Annotated in this window: 18 protein-coding genes and 2 pseudogenes; 12 read left to right on the top strand and 8 right to left on the bottom strand. The window is 63.9% G+C overall.

Translation table 11 applies throughout. The features are described 5' to 3' along the window. Positions 1 to 227: 227 nt before the first annotated feature. Together AB3L03_RS02245 and AB3L03_RS02240 are read left to right on the top strand one after the other, a co-directional pair. Positions 228 to 2,536: pseudogene (locus AB3L03_RS02245) on the top strand (NADP-dependent malic enzyme). A 290-nt stretch (positions 2,537 to 2,826) separates the two neighbouring features. Continuing rightward, positions 2,827 to 3,279 carry a DoxX family protein gene (locus AB3L03_RS02240; RefSeq protein WP_018456294.1) on the top strand — a complete coding sequence of 151 codons (453 nt, stop codon included), beginning with the start codon at positions 2,827 to 2,829 and terminating at the stop codon, positions 3,277 to 3,279. Between the two features lie 11 nt (positions 3,280 to 3,290). On the opposite strand, the gene AB3L03_RS02235 is transcribed toward AB3L03_RS02240, so the two are convergent. The 4 genes from AB3L03_RS02235 to AB3L03_RS02220 all read right to left on the bottom strand — a co-directional run bounded on the left by AB3L03_RS02235 (position 3,291) and on the right by AB3L03_RS02220 (position 7,287). Beyond that, positions 3,291 to 3,842 carry a dihydrofolate reductase gene (locus AB3L03_RS02235; protein WP_018456295.1) on the bottom strand — a complete coding sequence of 184 codons (552 nt, stop codon included), beginning with the start codon at positions 3,840 to 3,842 and terminating at the stop codon, positions 3,291 to 3,293. An 8-nt stretch (positions 3,843 to 3,850) separates the two neighbouring features. Then, positions 3,851 to 4,876 carry a polysaccharide deacetylase family protein gene (locus tag AB3L03_RS02230; protein ID WP_018456296.1) on the bottom strand — a complete coding sequence of 342 codons (1,026 nt, stop codon included), beginning with the start codon at positions 4,874 to 4,876 and terminating at the stop codon, positions 3,851 to 3,853. Positions 4,877 to 5,041: 165 nt separating this feature from the next. Next, entirely contained in the window at positions 5,042 to 5,611 is a 570-nt protein-coding gene (locus tag AB3L03_RS02225; RefSeq protein ID WP_085352959.1) for a glutathione peroxidase, read from the bottom strand. A 92-nt stretch (positions 5,612 to 5,703) separates the two neighbouring features. Continuing rightward, a complete protein-coding gene (locus AB3L03_RS02220) occupies positions 5,704 to 7,287 on the bottom strand; it encodes a L,D-transpeptidase family protein (protein WP_085384887.1) in 1,584 nt (527 codons plus the stop codon). Between the two features lie 208 nt (positions 7,288 to 7,495). On the opposite strand from AB3L03_RS02220, the gene AB3L03_RS02215 reads away from it, so the two are divergent. Further along, complete coding sequence (locus AB3L03_RS02215; RefSeq protein ID WP_085352963.1) at positions 7,496 to 8,044, top strand: CreA family protein; 549 nt, start codon at positions 7,496 to 7,498, stop codon at positions 8,042 to 8,044. 55 nt (positions 8,045 to 8,099) lie between these two features. On the opposite strand, the gene AB3L03_RS02210 is transcribed toward AB3L03_RS02215, so the two are convergent. Beyond that, a complete protein-coding gene (locus AB3L03_RS02210) occupies positions 8,100 to 8,309 on the bottom strand; it encodes a hypothetical protein (RefSeq protein ID WP_204511014.1) in 210 nt (69 codons plus the stop codon). A gap of 417 nt (positions 8,310 to 8,726) precedes the next feature. Here AB3L03_RS02210 and AB3L03_RS02205 point away from each other — a divergent pair, with 417 nt between their 5' ends. Together AB3L03_RS02205 and AB3L03_RS02200 are read left to right on the top strand one after the other, a co-directional pair. Then, a complete protein-coding gene (locus AB3L03_RS02205; RefSeq protein ID WP_018456302.1) occupies positions 8,727 to 8,891 on the top strand; it encodes a hypothetical protein in 165 nt (54 codons plus the stop codon). A 35-nt stretch (positions 8,892 to 8,926) separates the two neighbouring features. Then, entirely contained in the window at positions 8,927 to 9,289 is a 363-nt protein-coding gene (locus tag AB3L03_RS02200; protein ID WP_085352965.1) for a hypothetical protein, read from the top strand. Positions 9,290 to 9,292: 3 nt separating this feature from the next. Here AB3L03_RS02200 and AB3L03_RS02195 read toward each other — a convergent pair whose 3' ends face one another. Together AB3L03_RS02195 and AB3L03_RS02190 are read right to left on the bottom strand one after the other, a co-directional pair. Next, on the bottom strand, positions 9,293 to 9,541 hold the full coding sequence (locus AB3L03_RS02195; protein ID WP_247368715.1) for a DUF6719 family protein: 249 nt from the start codon (positions 9,539 to 9,541) through the stop codon (positions 9,293 to 9,295). A 67-nt stretch (positions 9,542 to 9,608) separates the two neighbouring features. Then, positions 9,609 to 11,081 (bottom strand): PLP-dependent aminotransferase family protein, encoded by a 1,473-nt coding sequence (locus tag AB3L03_RS02190; RefSeq protein ID WP_247368712.1) that lies wholly within the window; start codon positions 11,079 to 11,081, stop codon positions 9,609 to 9,611. A gap of 74 nt (positions 11,082 to 11,155) precedes the next feature. Here AB3L03_RS02190 and AB3L03_RS02185 point away from each other — a divergent pair, with 74 nt between their 5' ends. The 7 genes and pseudogenes from AB3L03_RS02185 (at position 11,156) to AB3L03_RS02155 (ending at position 17,690) form a co-directional block, all read left to right on the top strand. Next, complete coding sequence (locus AB3L03_RS02185; protein ID WP_247368329.1) at positions 11,156 to 11,881, top strand: pyridoxamine 5'-phosphate oxidase family protein; 726 nt, start codon at positions 11,156 to 11,158, stop codon at positions 11,879 to 11,881. 54 nt (positions 11,882 to 11,935) lie between these two features. Continuing rightward, positions 11,936 to 13,214: pseudogene (locus tag AB3L03_RS02180) on the top strand (ArgE/DapE family deacylase). 228 nt (positions 13,215 to 13,442) lie between these two features. Continuing rightward, on the top strand, positions 13,443 to 14,252 hold the full coding sequence (locus AB3L03_RS02175) for an alpha/beta hydrolase (protein WP_018456310.1): 810 nt from the start codon (positions 13,443 to 13,445) through the stop codon (positions 14,250 to 14,252). Between the two features lie 33 nt (positions 14,253 to 14,285). Then, positions 14,286 to 15,125, top strand: a complete 840-nt coding sequence (gene kynA / locus AB3L03_RS02170) for a tryptophan 2,3-dioxygenase (RefSeq protein WP_018456311.1) — start codon at positions 14,286 to 14,288, stop codon at positions 15,123 to 15,125. Positions 15,126 to 15,133: 8 nt separating this feature from the next. After that, positions 15,134 to 16,336, top strand: coding sequence for a kynureninase (kynU, locus tag AB3L03_RS02165; protein ID WP_018456312.1), 1,203 nt, complete (start codon positions 15,134 to 15,136; stop codon positions 16,334 to 16,336). Positions 16,337 to 16,507: 171 nt separating this feature from the next. Then, the gene (locus tag AB3L03_RS02160; RefSeq protein WP_026233137.1) at positions 16,508 to 16,909 is read left to right on the top strand and encodes a PaaI family thioesterase; all 402 of its coding nucleotides are present in this window, start codon (positions 16,508 to 16,510) and stop codon (positions 16,907 to 16,909) included. Between the two features lie 151 nt (positions 16,910 to 17,060). Further along, on the top strand, positions 17,061 to 17,690 hold the full coding sequence (locus AB3L03_RS02155; protein ID WP_368508171.1) for an N-acetyltransferase family protein: 630 nt from the start codon (positions 17,061 to 17,063) through the stop codon (positions 17,688 to 17,690). A gap of 79 nt (positions 17,691 to 17,769) precedes the next feature. On the opposite strand, the gene AB3L03_RS02150 is transcribed toward AB3L03_RS02155, so the two are convergent. Next, on the bottom strand, positions 17,770 to 18,075 hold the full coding sequence (locus tag AB3L03_RS02150) for a hypothetical protein (RefSeq protein WP_007591844.1): 306 nt from the start codon (positions 18,073 to 18,075) through the stop codon (positions 17,770 to 17,772). Between the last annotated feature and the right edge of the window lie 62 nt (positions 18,076 to 18,137).

Below are 18,137 nucleotides of genomic sequence, written 5' to 3'. Positions count from 1 at the left end.
GCGTTGCAGCACGCAACCTGCCATATTCGCAAAGCAACGCGCGGTCCAGGGAAAGCGAACGCTATCAGATATTTGACCGCGCGCCCTGTTGACGGGGCCGCAATCGGATGTTGCCACCGGGCCGCCCGACGTGCTTCATCCCGTTTCCATGACCCGGAAATACCACCCGAAGGCGGGCCGGTCGGGACAACGTAGTTTGAGGCCGGTAACGCGAGGCAAGACACCGCATGTCGTCCTATTCTGATGATCTCCACCAGGCGGCGCTGGCCTATCATCGGCTGCCGCGCCCCGGAAAGCTCGAGATCCAGGCGAGCAAGCCGCTCGCCAACCAGCGCGACCTCGCGCTGGCCTATTCCCCGGCGTCGCCGCCGCCTGCATGGAGATCGCCAAGAACCCCGCGGAAGCGGCGACGCTGACGATACGCTCCAATCTGGTTGCCGTGGTTTCGAACGGCACCGCCGTGCTCGGCCTCGGCAATATCGGCCCGCTGGCCTCGAAGCCGGTGATGGAGGGCAAGGCGGTCCTGTTCAAGAAATTCGCCGGCATTGACGTGTTCGACATCGAGATCGCGGCCGACACCATCGAACGCGTGGTCGAGACCGTGGCCGCGCTCGAGCCGACCTTCGGCGGCATCAATCTCGAGGACATCCGCGGACCGGAATGCTTCGAGATCGAGGCGCAGCTCAAGGAGCGCATGAAGATCCCGGTCTTTCACGACGACCAGCACGGCACCGCGATCATCGTCGCCGCCGCGATCACCAACGGTCTGCGCCTGAACGGCAAGAACCTGTCGGACGTCAAGATCGTGGCATCGGGGGCAGGGGCCGCAGCGCTTGCGACACTGAACCTGCTGGTGTCGATGGGGGCGCAGCGCAAGAACATCTGGGTCTGCGACATCGACGGCCTTGTTCACGAAGGCCGCAACACCACGATGGACCGCTGGAAGGCGGTCTATGCGCAGAAGACCGACAAGCGCACGCTCGCCGACGTCATCGGCGGCGCCGACATCTTTATCGGTCTCTCCGCACCGGGCGTGCTCAAGCCCGAGATGGCCAAGGCGATGGGCGACAAGCCGCTCATCATGGCGCTCGCGAATCCGACGCCGGAGATCATGCCGGAGGAGGCGCGCAAAGCCCGTCCCGACGCCATGATCTGCACTGGCCGCTCCGACTATCCGAACCAGGTCAACAACGTCCTGTGCTTTCCCTTCATCTTCCGTGGCGCGCTCGATGTCGGCGCCACCGCGATCAACGAGGAGATGAAGCACGCCGCCGTCGAGGCCATCGCGCAGCTCGCGCGCGAGGCGCCGTCCGATGCGGTCGCGCAAGGCTTCGATACCGGCGAGACGCAAGGGTTTGGCCCGGGCTCGCTGATCCCGAGTCCCTTTGATCCGAGATTGATCCTGCGCATCGCGCCGGCGGTGGCGAAGGCCGCGATGGAATCGGGCGTTGCGACCCGGCCCATCACCAATTTCGACGAGTACACCGCGTTGCTCGAGCGCTTCGCCTTCCGCTCCGGCCTCGTCATGAAGCCGATGTTCGCCAAGGCCAAGACCCAACCGGTGCGCGTGATCTACGCCGAAGGCGAGGATGAGCGCGTGCTGCGCGCCACCCAGGTGGTGCTGGAAGAGAAGCTGGCGATGCCGATCCTGGTCGGACGTCCGTCGGTGGTCGAGGCCCGCATCGAGCGCTTCGGCCTGTCTATCAAGGCCGGCAGGGACTTCGACCTGGTCAATCCCGAGGACGATCCGCGCTACCGCTCCTACGTGCAGTCCTATGGCGAGGTCGCCGGCCGCCGCGGCGTGACGCCGGATGCGGCGCGCACGGTGGTGCGCACCAATAACACCGTCATCGCGGCGCTCGCGGTGGTGCGCGGAGAGGCGGACGCCATGCTCTGCGGCGTCGAGGGCCGCTACATGAGCCATCTGCGCCATGTTCGCGAGATCGTCGGGTTCACCCCGGGAATCAGCGACTATGCGGCGCTGGCGCTGCTGATCACGAGCAAGGGCGCCTTCTTCATCGCCGACACCCAGGTGCGGCCCAATCCGAGCGCCGAAGAGCTCGCCGAGATCGCCTCGCTCGCGGCGGTCCACGTCCAACGCTTCAACATCAAGCCGAAGATCGCCTTCGTCTCGCATTCGGATTTCGGCAGCTACGACACGGAATCCTCGCGCAAGATGCGCCGGGCAACCCAGCTCCTGAAGGAGAAGCATCCGGAACTCGAGGCCGACGGCGAGATGCAAGGCGACACCGCGCTCTCGGCCGCCGCGCGCAAGATGGTGCTGCCGCACTCCAAGCTCGAGGGCGAAGCCAACATCATGATCATGCCAAGCCTCGACACCGCCAACGTCGCCTATCAGATGATCAAGTCGCTGGCGGACGCGCTCCCCGTCGGGCCGATCCTGATCGGCCCGGCGCGCCCGGCTCACATCCTCACCCCGTCGGTAACGGCGCGCGGCATCCTCAACATGACCGCAGTGGCTGTGGTGGAAGCGCAGGAGCGCGCGTCGCGGCAGCAGCCGACGTTGTTTACGTAGGCCGTGCGTGGCATTCCCTCTCCCCTTGTGAGAGAGGGTGGCTCGCCGCGGAGCGGCGAGACGGGTGAGGGGTTGCTTCCGCGCGCACATTTCTCACGGTTGAATTTGCAGAGCGAGACCCCTCATCCGGCACTGCACCTTCTCCCACAAGGTAAGAAGGTGCAGTGCCGGGCCACCAACTTTGAATTGCTCGCAGTTAGCCATTTCCCCGTTTGTAAACCGGCGAATGTATCTTCATAATCGCGAAGTGCTTTCGCGAGAATTCAAAAGCCTGAGCAAAGAGGCCGATCATGCCAGCGTTCGTGACTTTCGGGCGGATCCTGTTCGCCGTGCTGTTCATCTACACGGGTGCGGCAAGACTGTTTGCCATGCAGGCGACCGTTGATTTCATCGCCGCCAAGGTCGTGATGCCCGACATGATCGCGCCTTACGCCAAGCAGATCGAGACGGCGACGGCCATGACCACGCCGCAACTGCTGGCGATCGCAGTCGGCGTGCTCGAGATCATCGCAGGCGTGATGATCGCGCTGAATTTCGGCGCGCGCTTCTTCGCGATGCTGATGATTATCTATGTCGCGGTCGCGACCTTCCTGTTCTACGACTTCTGGAACCAGGTGCCGCCTGACAACGGCAAGATGCTGGTCGACGCGCTCAAGAACCTGTCGATCATCGGCGCCCTGTTCATGATCATGGGCTACGGGCGCGCCACGCGTCCGGCCGAAGCGGCCTACGGGGACGTATAAAGGTTAAGCCACTACGTCCTGCGCCATGGCGTCACCGTCACGTCATGCGCGGCGTCGAGCAGATACGGCGCGCCCGGCTTCATCCCGTGTGAGGCCAGCACCTCCTGAGGCGTGCGCCCCGGTACTTCGACAAAACAGCCCTCGCCGCGGGGCAGCCGAAGGTGCGGGGCTTCCGACAGCCAGAACGTATCGTAGCGATCCATGAACATGTCGAACACGACGGGGCCGCCGATGATTGCGACGGTGCCGGAAGCGACATCGGCGAACGCACAGGCGTCCTCAAAGCTGGTGTGAGCCGGATTCCACAAGGTCGCGTTCGGCATCTCGGGATCGACGGTCAGAGTCTGGATCTTGCGGGTCAGGATCAGGCGCTTGCGCTTGGGTGAATTCGGCTGCTGCTCATGCGAGTGACGGCCGTGCACGATCAGCGCGGCGCGATCGAGCGCCTGCTCGAAGAACAGCTTGTCGCCTTCGAACTTCAGGCTGTCGGGCATGACATGGTCGGCGTCCGCGAGCATGCCGTCCGCGGAGACGATGACGTAGCCTTCGATCCGAAAGGACAAGGGCGCGGCTATTCGGAAACCGTTGTCACGACGCTGTTGACCGGCCGGGTGCTCACCGTCGGCAGCTTGACGTCCTTGAGCAGTTCCTGGTCGTATTCCGGCAGCGTCGAGGCCGGGAACTTGGCGCGCATCGCCACCACCTTGTAACCGCCGGCCTTCAGGCGCTTGAGCAATTCGGGCAGGGCTTCCGCAGTGTGCTTCTGGAAGTCGTGCATCAGGATGATGCCCTTGCCCTTGCTGTCGAGCTTCTTCATGACGGTCTCGATCACCTTCTCGGGCTTCGAGGCCTTGAAGTCGAAGGAGTCGATGTCGCAGGAGAAGATCGCTGTGTTGCGGTTGCCGAGATAGGTGACCATCTCCGGCGGATGCTGGAGCGCCGGGAAGCGGAAGAAAGGCGAGGGCGAAATGCCGCCGAGCGCCCATTTCACCGCGGAAAGACCCTTCTCGATCTCTTCCTTGCGCTGCGCTTCCGTGAGCTTCTTGTTGTTGAGGTTGGCGTGCGACCAGGTGTGGGTGCCCACGGTATGGCCGGCCGCGTAGACCTGCTTCAGGATCTCCGGCTCGTAGGTCGCGTGCTTGCCGATCGAGAAGAAGATGCCGGTGGTGCACTCGTCGGCGAGCGCCTTCAGCACCGCGGGCGTGTTCTTGGGCCAGGGGCCGTCGTCGAAGGTCAGCACCACTTCGTGGTCGCGCAGGAAATCGAGCTCCTTGAAATGCTCGAAGCCGAAGCCAGGACCGCCCGTGGTGTCGATCTCGACGGTGCGGGCGACCCCAAGCGCGCCCGGCGTGTTGCAGGCTGCGCGGGCGGGCTGGGGCGCCTGCTTAGGCGGCGGAGGATTGACGAAGCCCGCCGGCGCGGCGGCTGCTGCAGGAGCGGGTGCGGGAGCTGCAGCGGGCGCAGCCGCAGCCGGTGTTGCCGCCGGTGCGGCCTGCGTCGCGGCGGCGGGCTTTGCAGCCGGGGTCTGCGACCATGCCGCGCCCGTCATCGCCAGAGACATCGCGCTTGCCAATATCAGTCCTGCCGCCACACGCATGGTGTTGTCCTCGAGATTGATCCCGTTGTTCCGCCGCGGCTTTTCGCCTTCGGCAAAACCATCCTGCCCATAACAATCCTAGCCTAGATGGTGGGCCCTCGCCATTGCAACGGCTGTTTGGCGCGCCAGCCCAATTGTGCCCAACCGGGTTGGGGACGCGTGGCGTCAAGTGTCGGCCAGCGCCTTGGCGATCGCCGTCTTGATCCGCGTGTCTGTCGGTTCGACCGCGGATGCAAAGACATCGGCGATATAGCCGTCCCGGCCGATCAGATATTTGTGGAAGTTCCAGCGCGGAACTTCTCGCGGGCGCGCCTCTGCCGCCCATTTGTAGAATGGATGCGCCTTTGCACCGACCACGATGGCCTTGGCCGCGATGGGGAAGGTAACGCCGTATTGGTGGTGGGCGGTTTCCGAGATCTCACTGGTGCCGCCGGGCTCCTGTCCGCCGAAATCGTTGGAGGGCACGCCAATGACGGTGAGGCCGCGTTCGCGAAACTCGCTCCAGATGTCTTGCAGGCCGGCATATTGCGGCGTGTAACCGCAGAGCGAAGCGGTGTTCACCACCAGCAGCGGCCTGCCAGTGAAGGCCGCAAGGCGGATGTCGTCGCCTGACAATGCCGGGAAAGAGAAGGCGTAGGCGGAAATTCGGCTCATGCCGCCATCCGCCAGTGCACGCGTCGCCGGCGCCAGCGTGCCTGCAAAGGCGGCGATGAGTATGGTCCTGCGGTTCATCATAACGGCGTCCCCCGAAATGATCCGGGGCGCATGTTACCCCGTCGGTGCGAGCGGCGTCGTCAACACGGCGTTATCTGCCGCGATGAGGCGCGTTAGTACAGGCGGACGATGAAATCGGTGCCTTCGCCAGTCTCGCCCTGGTTGATGCCCTGGTCGGAGACGATGATCGAGCCGCCCGATGTCAGCATTTCGTTGATCCTCGCGATCGTGTCGGCCGGGATCGAGACGCGGTCCAGGGCCTCGGCTGGACTGTCCGGCGGGACCACAGGCTTTACGGCGACGGGAATCACCGCCGCGCCACGTTGGCGGCCTGTCACGCGGCCGTCATCTTCGCGCGCGGCAGAACGGACCGACACTGGCAAGGACACCACCGACCAATGCAGCGCATTGGAATCGGCCTTGTCGATTTCGGCGGTAAAGACATGCGTGCCGAGCGGCCGATCACTCGCGGCGATTGTGACAGGCACCTCGAACAGCGGCGCAAAGTTCTGCCGCACGTAGAGCTTGGAATCCTTGCGGCTGATGAAGACCGCGATCTGGCCCGCTCGCTTGGGCGCTTCAGGTTTTGCCACGGGCGCCGGATCGGCAACGCGGGTTTCGTCCTTCTTGACGTCGGTCGTGGCCGCCTGCGCTGGCGCCGCGGCCGGTGCATCGGATGTCTTCGCGAGTTCGGACTTCGGCGTCTCCGCGGCGTCGACAGGCTTCGCTTCAGTGTTCGCGGGCTGCGCGGCGTCTCCGGCCTCTGGCTTGGCCGCGTCCGCCGCCTCAGCGGGCTTGGTCTCGGGCTTTGCCGTTGTCTCGGTGTTGTCGGCCGATGCCGGGGCCTCCTCGCGGGCTGGGGCATATCCGGTGGTCACGTCCGACATCACGGTGTGGCCGACCGACGAGCGCAGCTCGGGCACGCCGTCGGCGCTGGCGGTTTTCGTTTCAACCGGCTTTGCTTCGGTGGCCGCGGTATTGGCTGTGCCCTTGTCGGCCTTGTCGCCGGCATTGGTCTGCGGCTCGAGGCTGGCCGCGGGTTGCGGTGGCACGCGCAGCGAGGCAAGCAGCGGATGTGAGAACTTCTGCGGCGACATCTGACCGGGCGAAACGATCACGCGCGCGCCCATCCTGGTCCAGTTCCACATCTTCACCGCGAACGCCATCGGCATGCGGATGCAGCCGTGCGAGGCTGGATAGCCCGGCAGCACGCCGGCATGCATGGCAACGCCCGACCAGGTGATCCGCTGCATGTACGGCATCGGCGCGCCGCTATAGATGTTGGAGTGGTGGAATTTGTGCTTCTGGATGACGCTGAACACACCCATCGGCGTCGAATGGCCCTTCATGCCCGTCGAAACCGGGGATTCCGCGAACACGCCTTTGCTGTCGTAGACCGTGACCTTCTGCCGGTCGATCGAGACGACGATGACGAGAGGACCTTGCGGTTTGGTGCCGGCTTCTTTTTCGGCAACAAGGTCTTTTTTGCCGACCGCACCGCGCTTCTGCGGTTTCTGGCGCGGGACGTCGAGATGGCGCTCCTGGCGCCCGTAGGACCCGTCGGAATAGTCCGTCCAGTAATAAAACGCTGCGTCCGCCTGGCTTGCCGTGCCGATCGCACCCGCCGCCGCCAAAATGGCGACCTGCCAAAGCCGCGTCGGCTTGGCAGAAAAACCGGCCCCGTTCACGCTGTTCATCCTCGAATCCATAATCCAAATCAGATGTTAGTCTCTCAGAGGGGATACGCGTTCACCAGCATGGCGGTTCTGCCATCAGCTACATTTGTCCAAAGCGTAGCAAAAAAGCCTCACGGAGCGGTAAACGGCGGCCGTGTCGGCTTGCCGGTCGTCTTCCTGATCGGTCGCCTCATCCCTACATTGCTGGAAGTTGTTACCGGAGAGGTTCATGTCATCTCGTTTCCCCAGTCTTTCCAGCATCCGCTTGAAAGGCCTCGCTTTATTCCTCATGGCGTTGACCGTGCCGGCAGCGTCCGCCTTCGCCGCCGACGAGCCGGATCTGATCTTTCGCCGCTCGACCGTGTTCAAATGGATGAGCCCGAACGACAAGCTTGCGACCTACGGCCTCGACGATCCTGAAGTCGAGGGCGTGGCCTGTCATTTTACGGTGCCGGAGAAGGGCGGCTTCAAGGGCTGGCTGGGCCTTGCCGAGGAAGTCTCGGACATTTCGCTCGCCTGCCGTCAGGTCGGCCCGATCAAGTTCAAGAACAAGATGGAGCAGGGCGACGACATGTTCCGCCAGCGCCGCTCGCTGTTCTTCAAGAAGATGCAGATCGTGCGCGGCTGTGACGCGAAGCGCAACGTGCTGGTCTACATGGTCTATTCGGACAGGCTGATCGAGGGTTCGCCGAAGAACTCGACCTCGACCGTGCCGGTCATGCCGTGGGGACCGGCGGACGCCAACGTCCAGAAGTGCGGAGAGTTCTTCACTCAGTGACGCTCTTGCGTTCACTCAGTGACGCTCTCGCGTGCACTCAGTGAGGGGTTTGCGTTCACTCGATGATGTCAGCGCGGATGGCGCGCGGTTTTGCAAGATGCGAGCCGGTCAGCCGCACGAATGACTGCGGCGTGGCCTCAAAGCCCCGGCTCGATTGCAGCGCCATTTCGCCAGGCGAATGGGCACTGCTGTGAACAGGTCGTTGCTCCCGGCGGTCCGTTCGTTGGTCCGCATCGCGCGTCGTTGCGCGATTCTGCGCGGTCATGATGGCTGTTCCTCACATGAACGCGCTCGGCGATGCTCGGGCGTCCTCGGTCTCGATAGCTTGGGTCGCAGTCGAAGCGCCCCCGGTTCGACAGGACCCAGCCTTCGTTCGGCTTCTCTTCAGCAGAAAAACGTAAAACGCATGTGAAGGGTGTGAGGCGGGATCATGACGGCGCCGGCGTTCCGCGGCGCATCCGAGCTCGCCGGAACCTGCCAGGCTACATTGGGTGACCGCACGACCCATCTGAAAAGATTGAGATTTTCCATGGAATATGTCGTCGCCTCGAGCGGGACGAAACAATTCTCACGGAGACGAAACCATTTTCCGGCTTTGGCGCATCACGCGCGAAACCGCCCATGGTTATCAACCTCACAACGACGACGGCGCACGCCGGCCACCGAATTCGGAGAGAACTTCATGCGCACGCTCAGCCTCATCCTTGCTTTCGGTTTCGTGCTCGCCGGCTCCTCGTTCGCAGGCTCGCCGGACGGCAATGTCCCGGGTATCGGTACTTTCCAGTACAGCGGCTCGCCGATCATGATCCCGGCACCGCAGCCGATCGTGGTTGCCGCGCGCTTCTGATCGCCAACAAGAAAAATCAGCCAATAAAGGCCATCATGCTTGCTCGTTCCTGCGCCGCGGCGTTCATATCCCTTCTGACGATCAGTGCCGTTCAGGCGCAAGTGCGCTCTCCCTCCAGATTACCCGATCCCCGTACCGAGTTCGTGAGGCAATGCGCGCCGCGCATGCTCGGGCGATGGGAGCATCCGGAAGAGGTCTGCGGCTGCCTGCACGATCATGCTGCCGCCGTCGTCGAGGATCGCGATCTTCGCGAGGCCCTGCTGCGCGGCATCAGCGAGACCGGGGTGCCGACGATCGAGACCGACTGGGTGCCGGCCGCAAAGCAGACCGAAATCGGCCCGACCTTCACCAAGATCGCCAAGCCGACCCTGCAATGTATGTTCGATCCGGCGAAGTAGCGCTCATCGCTTTGATTTCGGACCAAACCGCGACACGCAGGTGCTCGTCCGTGCGACGCCCTTGTCGGTCATCTTGGCGCCGCGCACTTCCTTGACCTGTCCGGCGGGGCAGGTTCCGTCGTCCACTTGCACGCGCTGGCCGAGCTTGAGATCGACGATGTCCTGCTCGCGTCCGACCGTGCCTGCGCGCGCGGTCGCGGCGAGTGCGATGAAGATCAGGAGCGAGAGGCAAGTCGCGCGGCGTAGCGGCATGGTGTGAGCTCCCGGCATCGATGCCGCAATGTAGGGAGCGGCAGCCGATTCTCATAGTGAACGTTCATCATGCCCGCCGGGCCGGCGTGCGCCTCGCTCGCAAGGCCACTCGCGATTCCCGCGCGAGTCGTTCGGCGGAGGCCACGAGCTTCGAAACCGCGTGGCCGGAAAATCCCAGCACGAAACCGGGCTGTGGGCGCGCGCGTGAATAGGTGTCGGCCAACAGCCAGCCTTCGGCGCCGGCGGCCTGCTTGGCTTTCGCCGCCACGAGCGGATCGACCGAGGGATCGAACCGGGCGACTAGATGCAGACCCTGTGATGGGACCGGCACCGACAGCACGCCATCGGATGCGGCTTCGAGCCTCCCGGCCAGCGCGTCGCGCGCCTCGCGGTAAAGCTTGCGCACGCGCTTCAGGTTCGCCGCGAACGCGCCGGAATTGAGCATGTCGGCCACCGCACCCTCCATCAGCGTGCCGGGAAAGCGGTCGAGCGCAGCCCGCGCCGCGGTCACATCCGCAATCAAGCGCTCGGGCAGGGCGCAATAGCCGATGCGCAGGCCCGGAAACAACGTCTTGGCGAACGTACCCATGTAAATCACGCGCTGGAGATGATCGATGCCGGCCAGCGACATCAGCGGCGCGCCGTCGTAACGGAATTCGCTGTCGTAATCGTCTTCCAGCACGAAGGCGCCGGCCTGCCTGGCCCAGTCCAGCAGCTCGAGCCGCCGCGGCATCGACATCTGCACACCCAGCGGAAACTGGTGCGACGGCGTCACATAGGCTGCGCGCGCGGACGGCGCCGCTGCGCGGCCTTTGGCGACCCGCATGCCGTGCGCGTCGACGGGAACGGAGACGGCACGATAGCCGCAATGCGCGATAGTCTTGCGCGCGGCGGGGTAACCCGGGTCCTCGCACCAGACCTGGTCGTTGGGCTTCAGGATTGCGCTCAGCACGATGCGCAGCGCGTGCAGCGTGCCTGACGTCAGCATGATCTGATCGGGATCGCAGCGCAGGCCCCGCGCCGACAACAGATGATCGGCGATCGCCGCACGCAGTTCGCGGCTGCCACGGGGATCGCCATAGTGCAGATGCTCCGCGCCGAAGGCGCGCATGCGACGGCCGACAAAGGCCCGGAAATGCTGCACGGCACGCGCGTCGATATGGGTGCAGCCGAGTGAAAACGCGCCTTGCCCCGGCGTTTCGACGCTGATCTTGGGCCGCTTCGGCTCGGCCGCGCGCGCGGGGATGCGCGCGGCCACGAAGGTGCCGGAGCCGACGGTTGCGTCGGCAAAGCCGTCGGCGATCAGCCGCTCATAGGCGGTGACGACGGCATTGCGCCGAAAGCCGGTCTGTTTGGCCAGCGTGCGCGACGGCGGCAGCGGCTCGCCGGGTTTCACCAGACCTCCGACGATCATCTCGCACAGCGCCTGATACAGCCGGTGCGCCGACGAGGCGCCAGCCGTGATGTGCGGGCCTGCGAGGTCGAGCGGCAGCTCGGCCTTGGCGGGCGACGGAACGGAATTGGTCGGAATTTTTCGCATGGAATTGGCACTATCGCAGACCAAATCCGCGCCTACAACTGTTCTGGCATTGTTCAAATCCGACAGGAGCGGCCGTGAGCCAGACCGAGAACCAGAATTCCTATCCGATATCCACGCGCAACCAGGTGAAGCGCCGTCATGACCGCGGCTTCTACGATCACGACACCGTTCATCGCATCCTGGATTCCTCGATGCTCTGCCACGTCTCCTACGCGATCGACGGCCAGCCCTATTGCACGCCGACCTTCTTCTGGCGCGAAGGGACGAAGCTGTACTGGCACGGCTCAAGCGCCAGCCGCATGCTGCGCAACCAGACCAGGGGCGAGCGTGTGTGCCTGACGGTCGCCCATCTCGACAGCCTGGTGCTGGCGCGCTGCGGATTCAATCACTCGGCCGACTACCGCGCCGTGATGGCATTCGGCACCGCCTATCTCGTCACCGATCCCGACGAGAAAGAGCGCGCGGTCATCGCGATGGTCGACCGCTTCTTCCCCGATCGCACCGCGAGCCTGCGGGCGAGCAACACCCAGGAGATCAAGGCGACCTCCTTTATCGCGATGGAGATCGAGGAGGCCTCCGCGAAAATCCGGGCCAAGGGTGTCGCCGACGACGACGAGGACTATGAATTGCCGATCTATGCCGAGCGCATCCCGGTGCGCACGGTGCTCGGCGCGCCGGAGCCTTGCCCGCGGCTGCTCGACGGCGTGCGCCGGCCGGCGACACTGAATGGCTATTCGGAGGGCCGGCTGCTCGAAGATGCATTGCGGGATGCCTATTTTGCAGAGTACCGGAACGGCTGAAATCGGTTAGCTTGCGCTCCATCGATGATCTCAATGCCCGATTGGAGTTGCCGGATGAATGCCGAAACGCAGCAGAGGATTCTTGACGCCGTCGATGCCGGCTTCGAAGCCCAGCTCGCGACCACACGCGATTTCGTCGCGATCCCCTCGACGCGCGGTGCGGAGGGGCCATGCCAGGACATGATCGGCGACCTCCTGCGCGCGCGCGGATACGAGGTCGACGACTGGCACATCAATGTCGACGACCTCAAGGATCTGCGCGGCTTCGGGCCCATCGAGCACGATTTTTCGAAGGCCCGCACTGTGGTCGGCACGTACCGGCCCAAAACCGAGGCGGGCAAATCGCTGATCCTCCAGGGCCATTGCGACGTGGTGCCCGCGGGGCCGCTGGAATTGTGGGACACCCCGCCGTTCTCGCCCGTCATCAAGGACGGCAAGATGTTCGGTCGCGGTGCCTGCGACATGAAGTCGGGCACCATCGCAGCGCTCTCCGCGCTCGATGCGATCAGGGCCGCCGGCCTGAGGCCGACGGCGCGGATTCACTTCCAGTCTGTGATCGAGGAGGAGAGCACCGGCGTCGGGGCGCTCTCGACGCTTCAACGAGGCTATCGTGCGGATGCCTGCTTCATTCCTGAGCCGACCGGCGGCAAGATGGTGCGCTCGCAGGTGGGCGTGATCTGGTTCCGCCTGCGCGTGAAGGGCCATCCGACCCATGTCGCCTTCGCCGGCTCCGGCGCGAATGCAATCATGGCGGCCTATCATTTGATCCAGGCGCTGCAAAAACTCGAGATCGAGTGGAACGAGCGCGCGAAAGCCGATCGTCACTTCAAGACGCTGAACCATCCCATCAACTTCAACCCCGGCATCATCAAGGGCGGCGACTGGGCCTCCAGCGTGCCGGCCTGGTGCGACGTCGATTGCCGGATTGCCGTGTTGCCGGGCTGGTCGATCGCCGATCACCAGAAGGAGATTCTTGCGCGTGTCGCCGCCGCCGCACGCAACCACCGCTTCCTCGCCAACAATCCGCCGGAGATCGAATGGTCGGGCTTTTTGTCGGAAGGCTATGAGCTGACCAATGCCACCGCGCCTGAGGCGGCGTTCGGCAAGGCCTTCAGCACCGTCTATGGCGGCCAAATCGAAGACCTCGTCTTCACCGCGCTTACCGACACCCGCTTCTACGGCCTCAATCACGGCATCCCGAGCCTGTGCTTCGGCGCGAGTGGCGGCGAGATGCACGGCTTCAATGAATATGTCGATCTGGACTCGCTGAAAAAAGACGACCAAGGCAATGGCGCTGTTCATCGCGGATTGGTGCGGGGTGGAGCAGGGGTAGCCCTCGTGTCCCGGACAGAGCCAGGACCCACGTCACCGCACATTTGGACCGCGGTTCAGCAGCGCATCGTTTCACGCTGCGCTGCGCCCTGGGGAACGAACCATCTTCCGGCTGCCCAATCCACCGGCGCCCAAATCCTTTAAGCTTAAAGAAAGACTAGGATGCCGCCCGCGCTGGTGGCAGACTGGCGCCTGGTCCACAAGGCCTTGAGTCCGTCGAGGAAGCACGATGCGCGATTGGGATGACGCCTACGCCAATTCGGCCCATATCCCGGGCTCGGACAAGATACCGGCGCTGTGGGCGGAGCGGGCGGCGGCTTATCGCGCCGGGCTGAAGGAGTTTCGCGCTGACATCGCCTATGGCCCCGGTGAGCGCCAGCGCCTCGATCTGATCTTGCCCGACGGCGACAGCAAGGGCCTCGTCGTGTTCGTCCACGGCGGCTACTGGATGCGCTTCGACAAGTCGACATGGACTGATCTCGCCGAAGGCGCGCGCCATCACGGCTGGACGGTGGCACTGCCAAGCTACACGCTGACGCCGGCCGCGCGCATCTCCGACATTACGGCGGAAATCACCACAGCGATTGCCAAGGCGGCCTCGCTGGTCGCGGGCCCGATCCGGCTCGCCGGCCATTCCGCCGGCGGGCATCTCGTTACGCGTATGCTGTGCGACGACAGCCGGCTGGAGCCCGCCGTCTACAACCGCGTCGCCGGCACGCTGTCCATCAGCGGCCTGCATGATCTGCGTCCGCTGCTCAAGACCAGGATGAACGACACCCTGCGCATGACGATGGAGGAGGCGACGCTGGAAAGCGCGGCGCTGCATCTGCCGCGCGGGCCTTCGCCGGTGACCGCCTGGGTCGGTGGCAACGAGCGGCCCGAATTCATCCGCCAGTCCGATCTGATGGCCAATGTCTGGACTGGTTTCGATGTGCCGACGCGTCTTGTCGTCGATCCCGGGCTGAACCATTTCACCGTGATCGACGCCCTCAAGGACCCGTCGTCGCCCACCACCGCGCGCCTGATCGGCCTCGACTGACGAGGCCTTGAAGATCGATCGAAAGGGCCTGCCATGACGTCCAGCCAATACGATCCCGCAAGCGAAGGCGCTGAGACCGATTTCGCCCGGCGCATGTCCTATGGACACTATCTGGCGCTGGACGCGATCCTCGGCGCGCAGCATCCCCTGTCGGAAGCCCATGACGAGATGCTGTTCATCATCCAGCATCAGACCACCGAGCTGTGGATGCGGCTCGCCATCCACGAGCTCAGCGCCGCACGCCGTTCGATCGCGAAGGATGAGGTGCAGCCTGCAATGAAGATGCTGGCACGGATGTCGCGCATCTTCGAGCAGCTCAACGGCGCCTGGGACGTGCTGCGCACCATGACGCCCAGCGAGTATACGCGCTTCCGCTCGCAGCTTGGCCAGTCCTCAGGCTTCCAGTCGCGGCAATACCGGCAGATCGAATTCCTGCTCGGCAACCGCAACCACGCCATGCTCAAGCCGCACGCGCACGATCTGGAAACAACGCAGCTGCTCGAAGCCGAGCTCGCAACGCCAAGCCTCTATGACGAGGTGCTGCGGCTCGCCGACCGCAACGGGCTCAAGATGCCTGCGGCCGTGCTGGCGCGCGATGTTCGCGAGACTCATAGCTTCAATGAAGGTGTGCTGCAGGCTTGGCGTATCGTCTACGAGGCGCCGGAAACGCACTGGATGCTCTACGAGCTCGCCGAGAAGCTGGTCGATTTCGAGGACTATTTCCGGCGCTGGCGCTTCAACCATGTGACGACGGTCGAGCGCGTCATCGGCTTCAAGCGCGGCACCGGTGGCACCGGCGGCGTCAGCTACCTCAAGCGCATGCTGGAGGTCGAGCTGTTTCCGGAACTCTGGCGCGTGCGCACGATCCTGTAGAGAATTCCATGACCAAGCTTCGCGTCTACGACGACACCAAAGCGCTGTTCCATATGCCGGACGGTGTGATCTATCTCGACGGCAATTCGCTCGGCGCGTTGCCGCTTGGCGTTGCCGAGCGCGTCAGCCGCGTCATCACCGCCGAGTGGGGCGATGACTTGATCCGCGCCTGGAATACGGCTGGCTGGTATGCCCAGCCGCGCCATGTCGGCGATCGCATCGCGCGCCTGATCGGTGCGGAAGCCGGCTCCGTCATGGTCGGAGATACGCTGTCGCTCAAGGTCTATCAGGCGCTCGCCGCCGCGCTCGACATGAACGCGTCGCGCAAGGTCGTTCTATCGGACACCGGCAACTTTCCGACCGACCTCTACATGGCCGAAGGCCTGATCGCGACCCTTGGCCGTGGCCATCAATTGCGCCTGGTGGCGCCGGAGGAGATCGAGGCTTCGTTGTCGGAGGAGATCGCGGTGCTCTACATCACCGAGGTCGATTACCGCACCGGACGGCGCCACGACATGGCGAAGCTGACTGCAAGAGCGCATGCGCTCGGCATCGTCACGGTCTGGGACCTCGCGCATTCGGCCGGCGCGCTGCCGGTTGACCTTGCAGGCACCGGCGCGGATTTCGCCGCTGGATGCACCTACAAATACATCAACGCCGGCCCCGGCGCGCCGGCCTTCCTCTACGTTGCGCCGCGCCACGCCGACAGCGTGCGCGCCGCTTTGTCGGGTTGGATGGGGCATGCAAAGCCGTTCGCGTTCGAGCTTGCCTATGCGGCCGCAGGTGGCGTTGAGCGCATGCGCGTGGGAACGCCGCCGGTGCTGGCAATGGCGGCATTGGAAGCTTCGCTCGACATCTGGGATCGCGTCGATATTGCCGAGGTCCGGGCCCGCTCGCTGGCCCTCGGCGATCTCCTGATTGCCGAGGTCGAACGCCGCTGTCCGTCCTTGAAGCTTGTTACGCCGCGCACGCATGAGCGTCGCGGCTCTCAGGTCTCCTTCGCCTACGGCGGCGGCTATGCCGCGATGCAAGCTCTCATCGCCCGCGGCGTCATCGGCGATTTCCGCGCGCCTGACATCATGAGATTTGCCATCACGCCGCTGTATATCGGTGAGGGCGAGATCGTGCGGGCAGCCGAGTTCATCGAAGAAGTGATTGCGGGCGAAATTTGGCGGCGGCCGGAGTATCAGGTGGTGAATGCGGTGACGTGAGGTACGAACGCTGTCTCCCCGTCATTGCGAGCGCAGCGAAGCAATCCAGAAATGTATCCGCAGAAAAATTCTGGATTGCTTCGCTGCGCTCGCAATGACGACCTCGGACGTCATTGCTTTGCCGCGAAGAGCAATTCACCCTGTGAGCAGAATGATTTGGGAGGAGATCCGATGACGCCGCTCGATAAACTTAAAGCAATGAAGATGCCGTTTGCCGAACTCAAGGGCGTCGAGTTCGTCGAGGCCGAGAGGGATCGCGTGGTGGCGCGGATGACGGTCAGGCCCGATCTCTGCACGCTTCATCATACCATTCACGGCGGCGCGGTGATGGCGCTGGCCGATTCCGTCGGCGCGGCGGCCACCGTGATCAATCTGCCGGAGGACGCCAAGGGCACGACCACGCTCGAGAGCAAGACCAACTTCATCGGCGGGGCCAAGGAGGGAACCACGGTAATCGCGACCGCCACCCCAATCCACAGAGGCCGGCGGACCCAGGTCTGGACCACCCGGCTGGAGACCGAGGACGGCAAGCTGGTTGCCGTTGTGACGCAGACCCAGCTGGTCCTGGTGTGAATACGGGGGGCTTGATTTTATTAAAGAATTAGTCGCTTCCGATGCCCGAAACTTGGGCAGGTTCCCGTCTTGAAAAGTTTGTTGCGATGCACAATATTGGAGGCCTAGGGATTCGAACGCCTCCTCGAGGGACACCAAGAGGAGTTTTGACTTGTCACTCGCAGCAGATTTTGGACTTGAAATAACCAACCGCCCGAAGTCCGTTCAGGGCTACGTGCGGACCTTGAGCCAGCAGGAAGAATTGCCGCTTTTGCGCGATCACCTGCTGAGGCTCGATGCCGAAAGCCGGCACGACCGCTTCAACGGTTTTCTCGACGACAGTTTTATCGAGCGTTACGCCGCCCGCTGTGCCGAGGACGGCACCGTTATTGTCGCCTATATCGTCGATGGCGTGGTCCGCGGTGCGGCCGAGCTGCATCCGCCCGAGGGCGATTCGCTGCCCGAGGTCGCCTTCAGCGTGGAAGCTTCGGCGCGGCGCCAGAACGTCGGCACCGTGCTGTTCAGCCGCCTGATCGCGGAAGCGCGCTGGAAAGGCTACAAGCGCCTGCGCATCACCACCGGCGCCGAGAATCACCCGATGCGCGCGCTCGCCAGGAAGTTCGGGGCGCATCTGCAATTCCGTCATGGCGGATCGACCGGCACGATCGATCTCGCCAAGGCGCCTGAGGACGAACTCGCTGATCTCGCGGCCTCGCCATTCAGGGCCGGCCGCGCTCTTATCAGCTTCAACTCGACCTGCTGGAAGATCATCTCCAGCATCTACGGCAATCGCGCCGCCTGACCTGAAAAATCCGATTGGAATCAAAAAAGCGGACCGGCAAAACCGGTCCGCTTTTGTATTGTATGTAGGGACTAGGCCGTCAGGTGCCGGTGCGCTTGTCGTTGCCGAAGCGGCGCACGACACGGCGTTCGACCACCACCGAGCGCTGCGCACCCTGTTCGCCGGCGATCACGCGGGTCGAGGTGATGCGGCTGTTGGTGCGAACCTGCTTCTTGACCTCGGCCTGGACGACATCGAGCGGCATGCCCATCAAGGCTGCGGCGATCTCGGCCTGCTGCTCCTGATCATCGGTGATGCCGACGGCGGCGAAGATCGCCTCGTCTAAGGTCGGGGGATCGTGGCGCACGCGCCGCGTGCCATATTTGGTATTCCAGTCTGCGTTCATAACGGCCTCGTTTCGATGCCGCGATACCTAGTGCCGTCTATGTTGCATTGCAATATGAAATC

This window comes from Bradyrhizobium lupini, from assembly GCF_040939785.1.
Taxonomy (GTDB): domain Bacteria; phylum Pseudomonadota; class Alphaproteobacteria; order Rhizobiales; family Xanthobacteraceae; genus Bradyrhizobium; species Bradyrhizobium canariense_D.
Note: the sequence above shows the minus strand (reverse complement) of the source record. Positions and strands in the feature narration are given on the sequence as shown.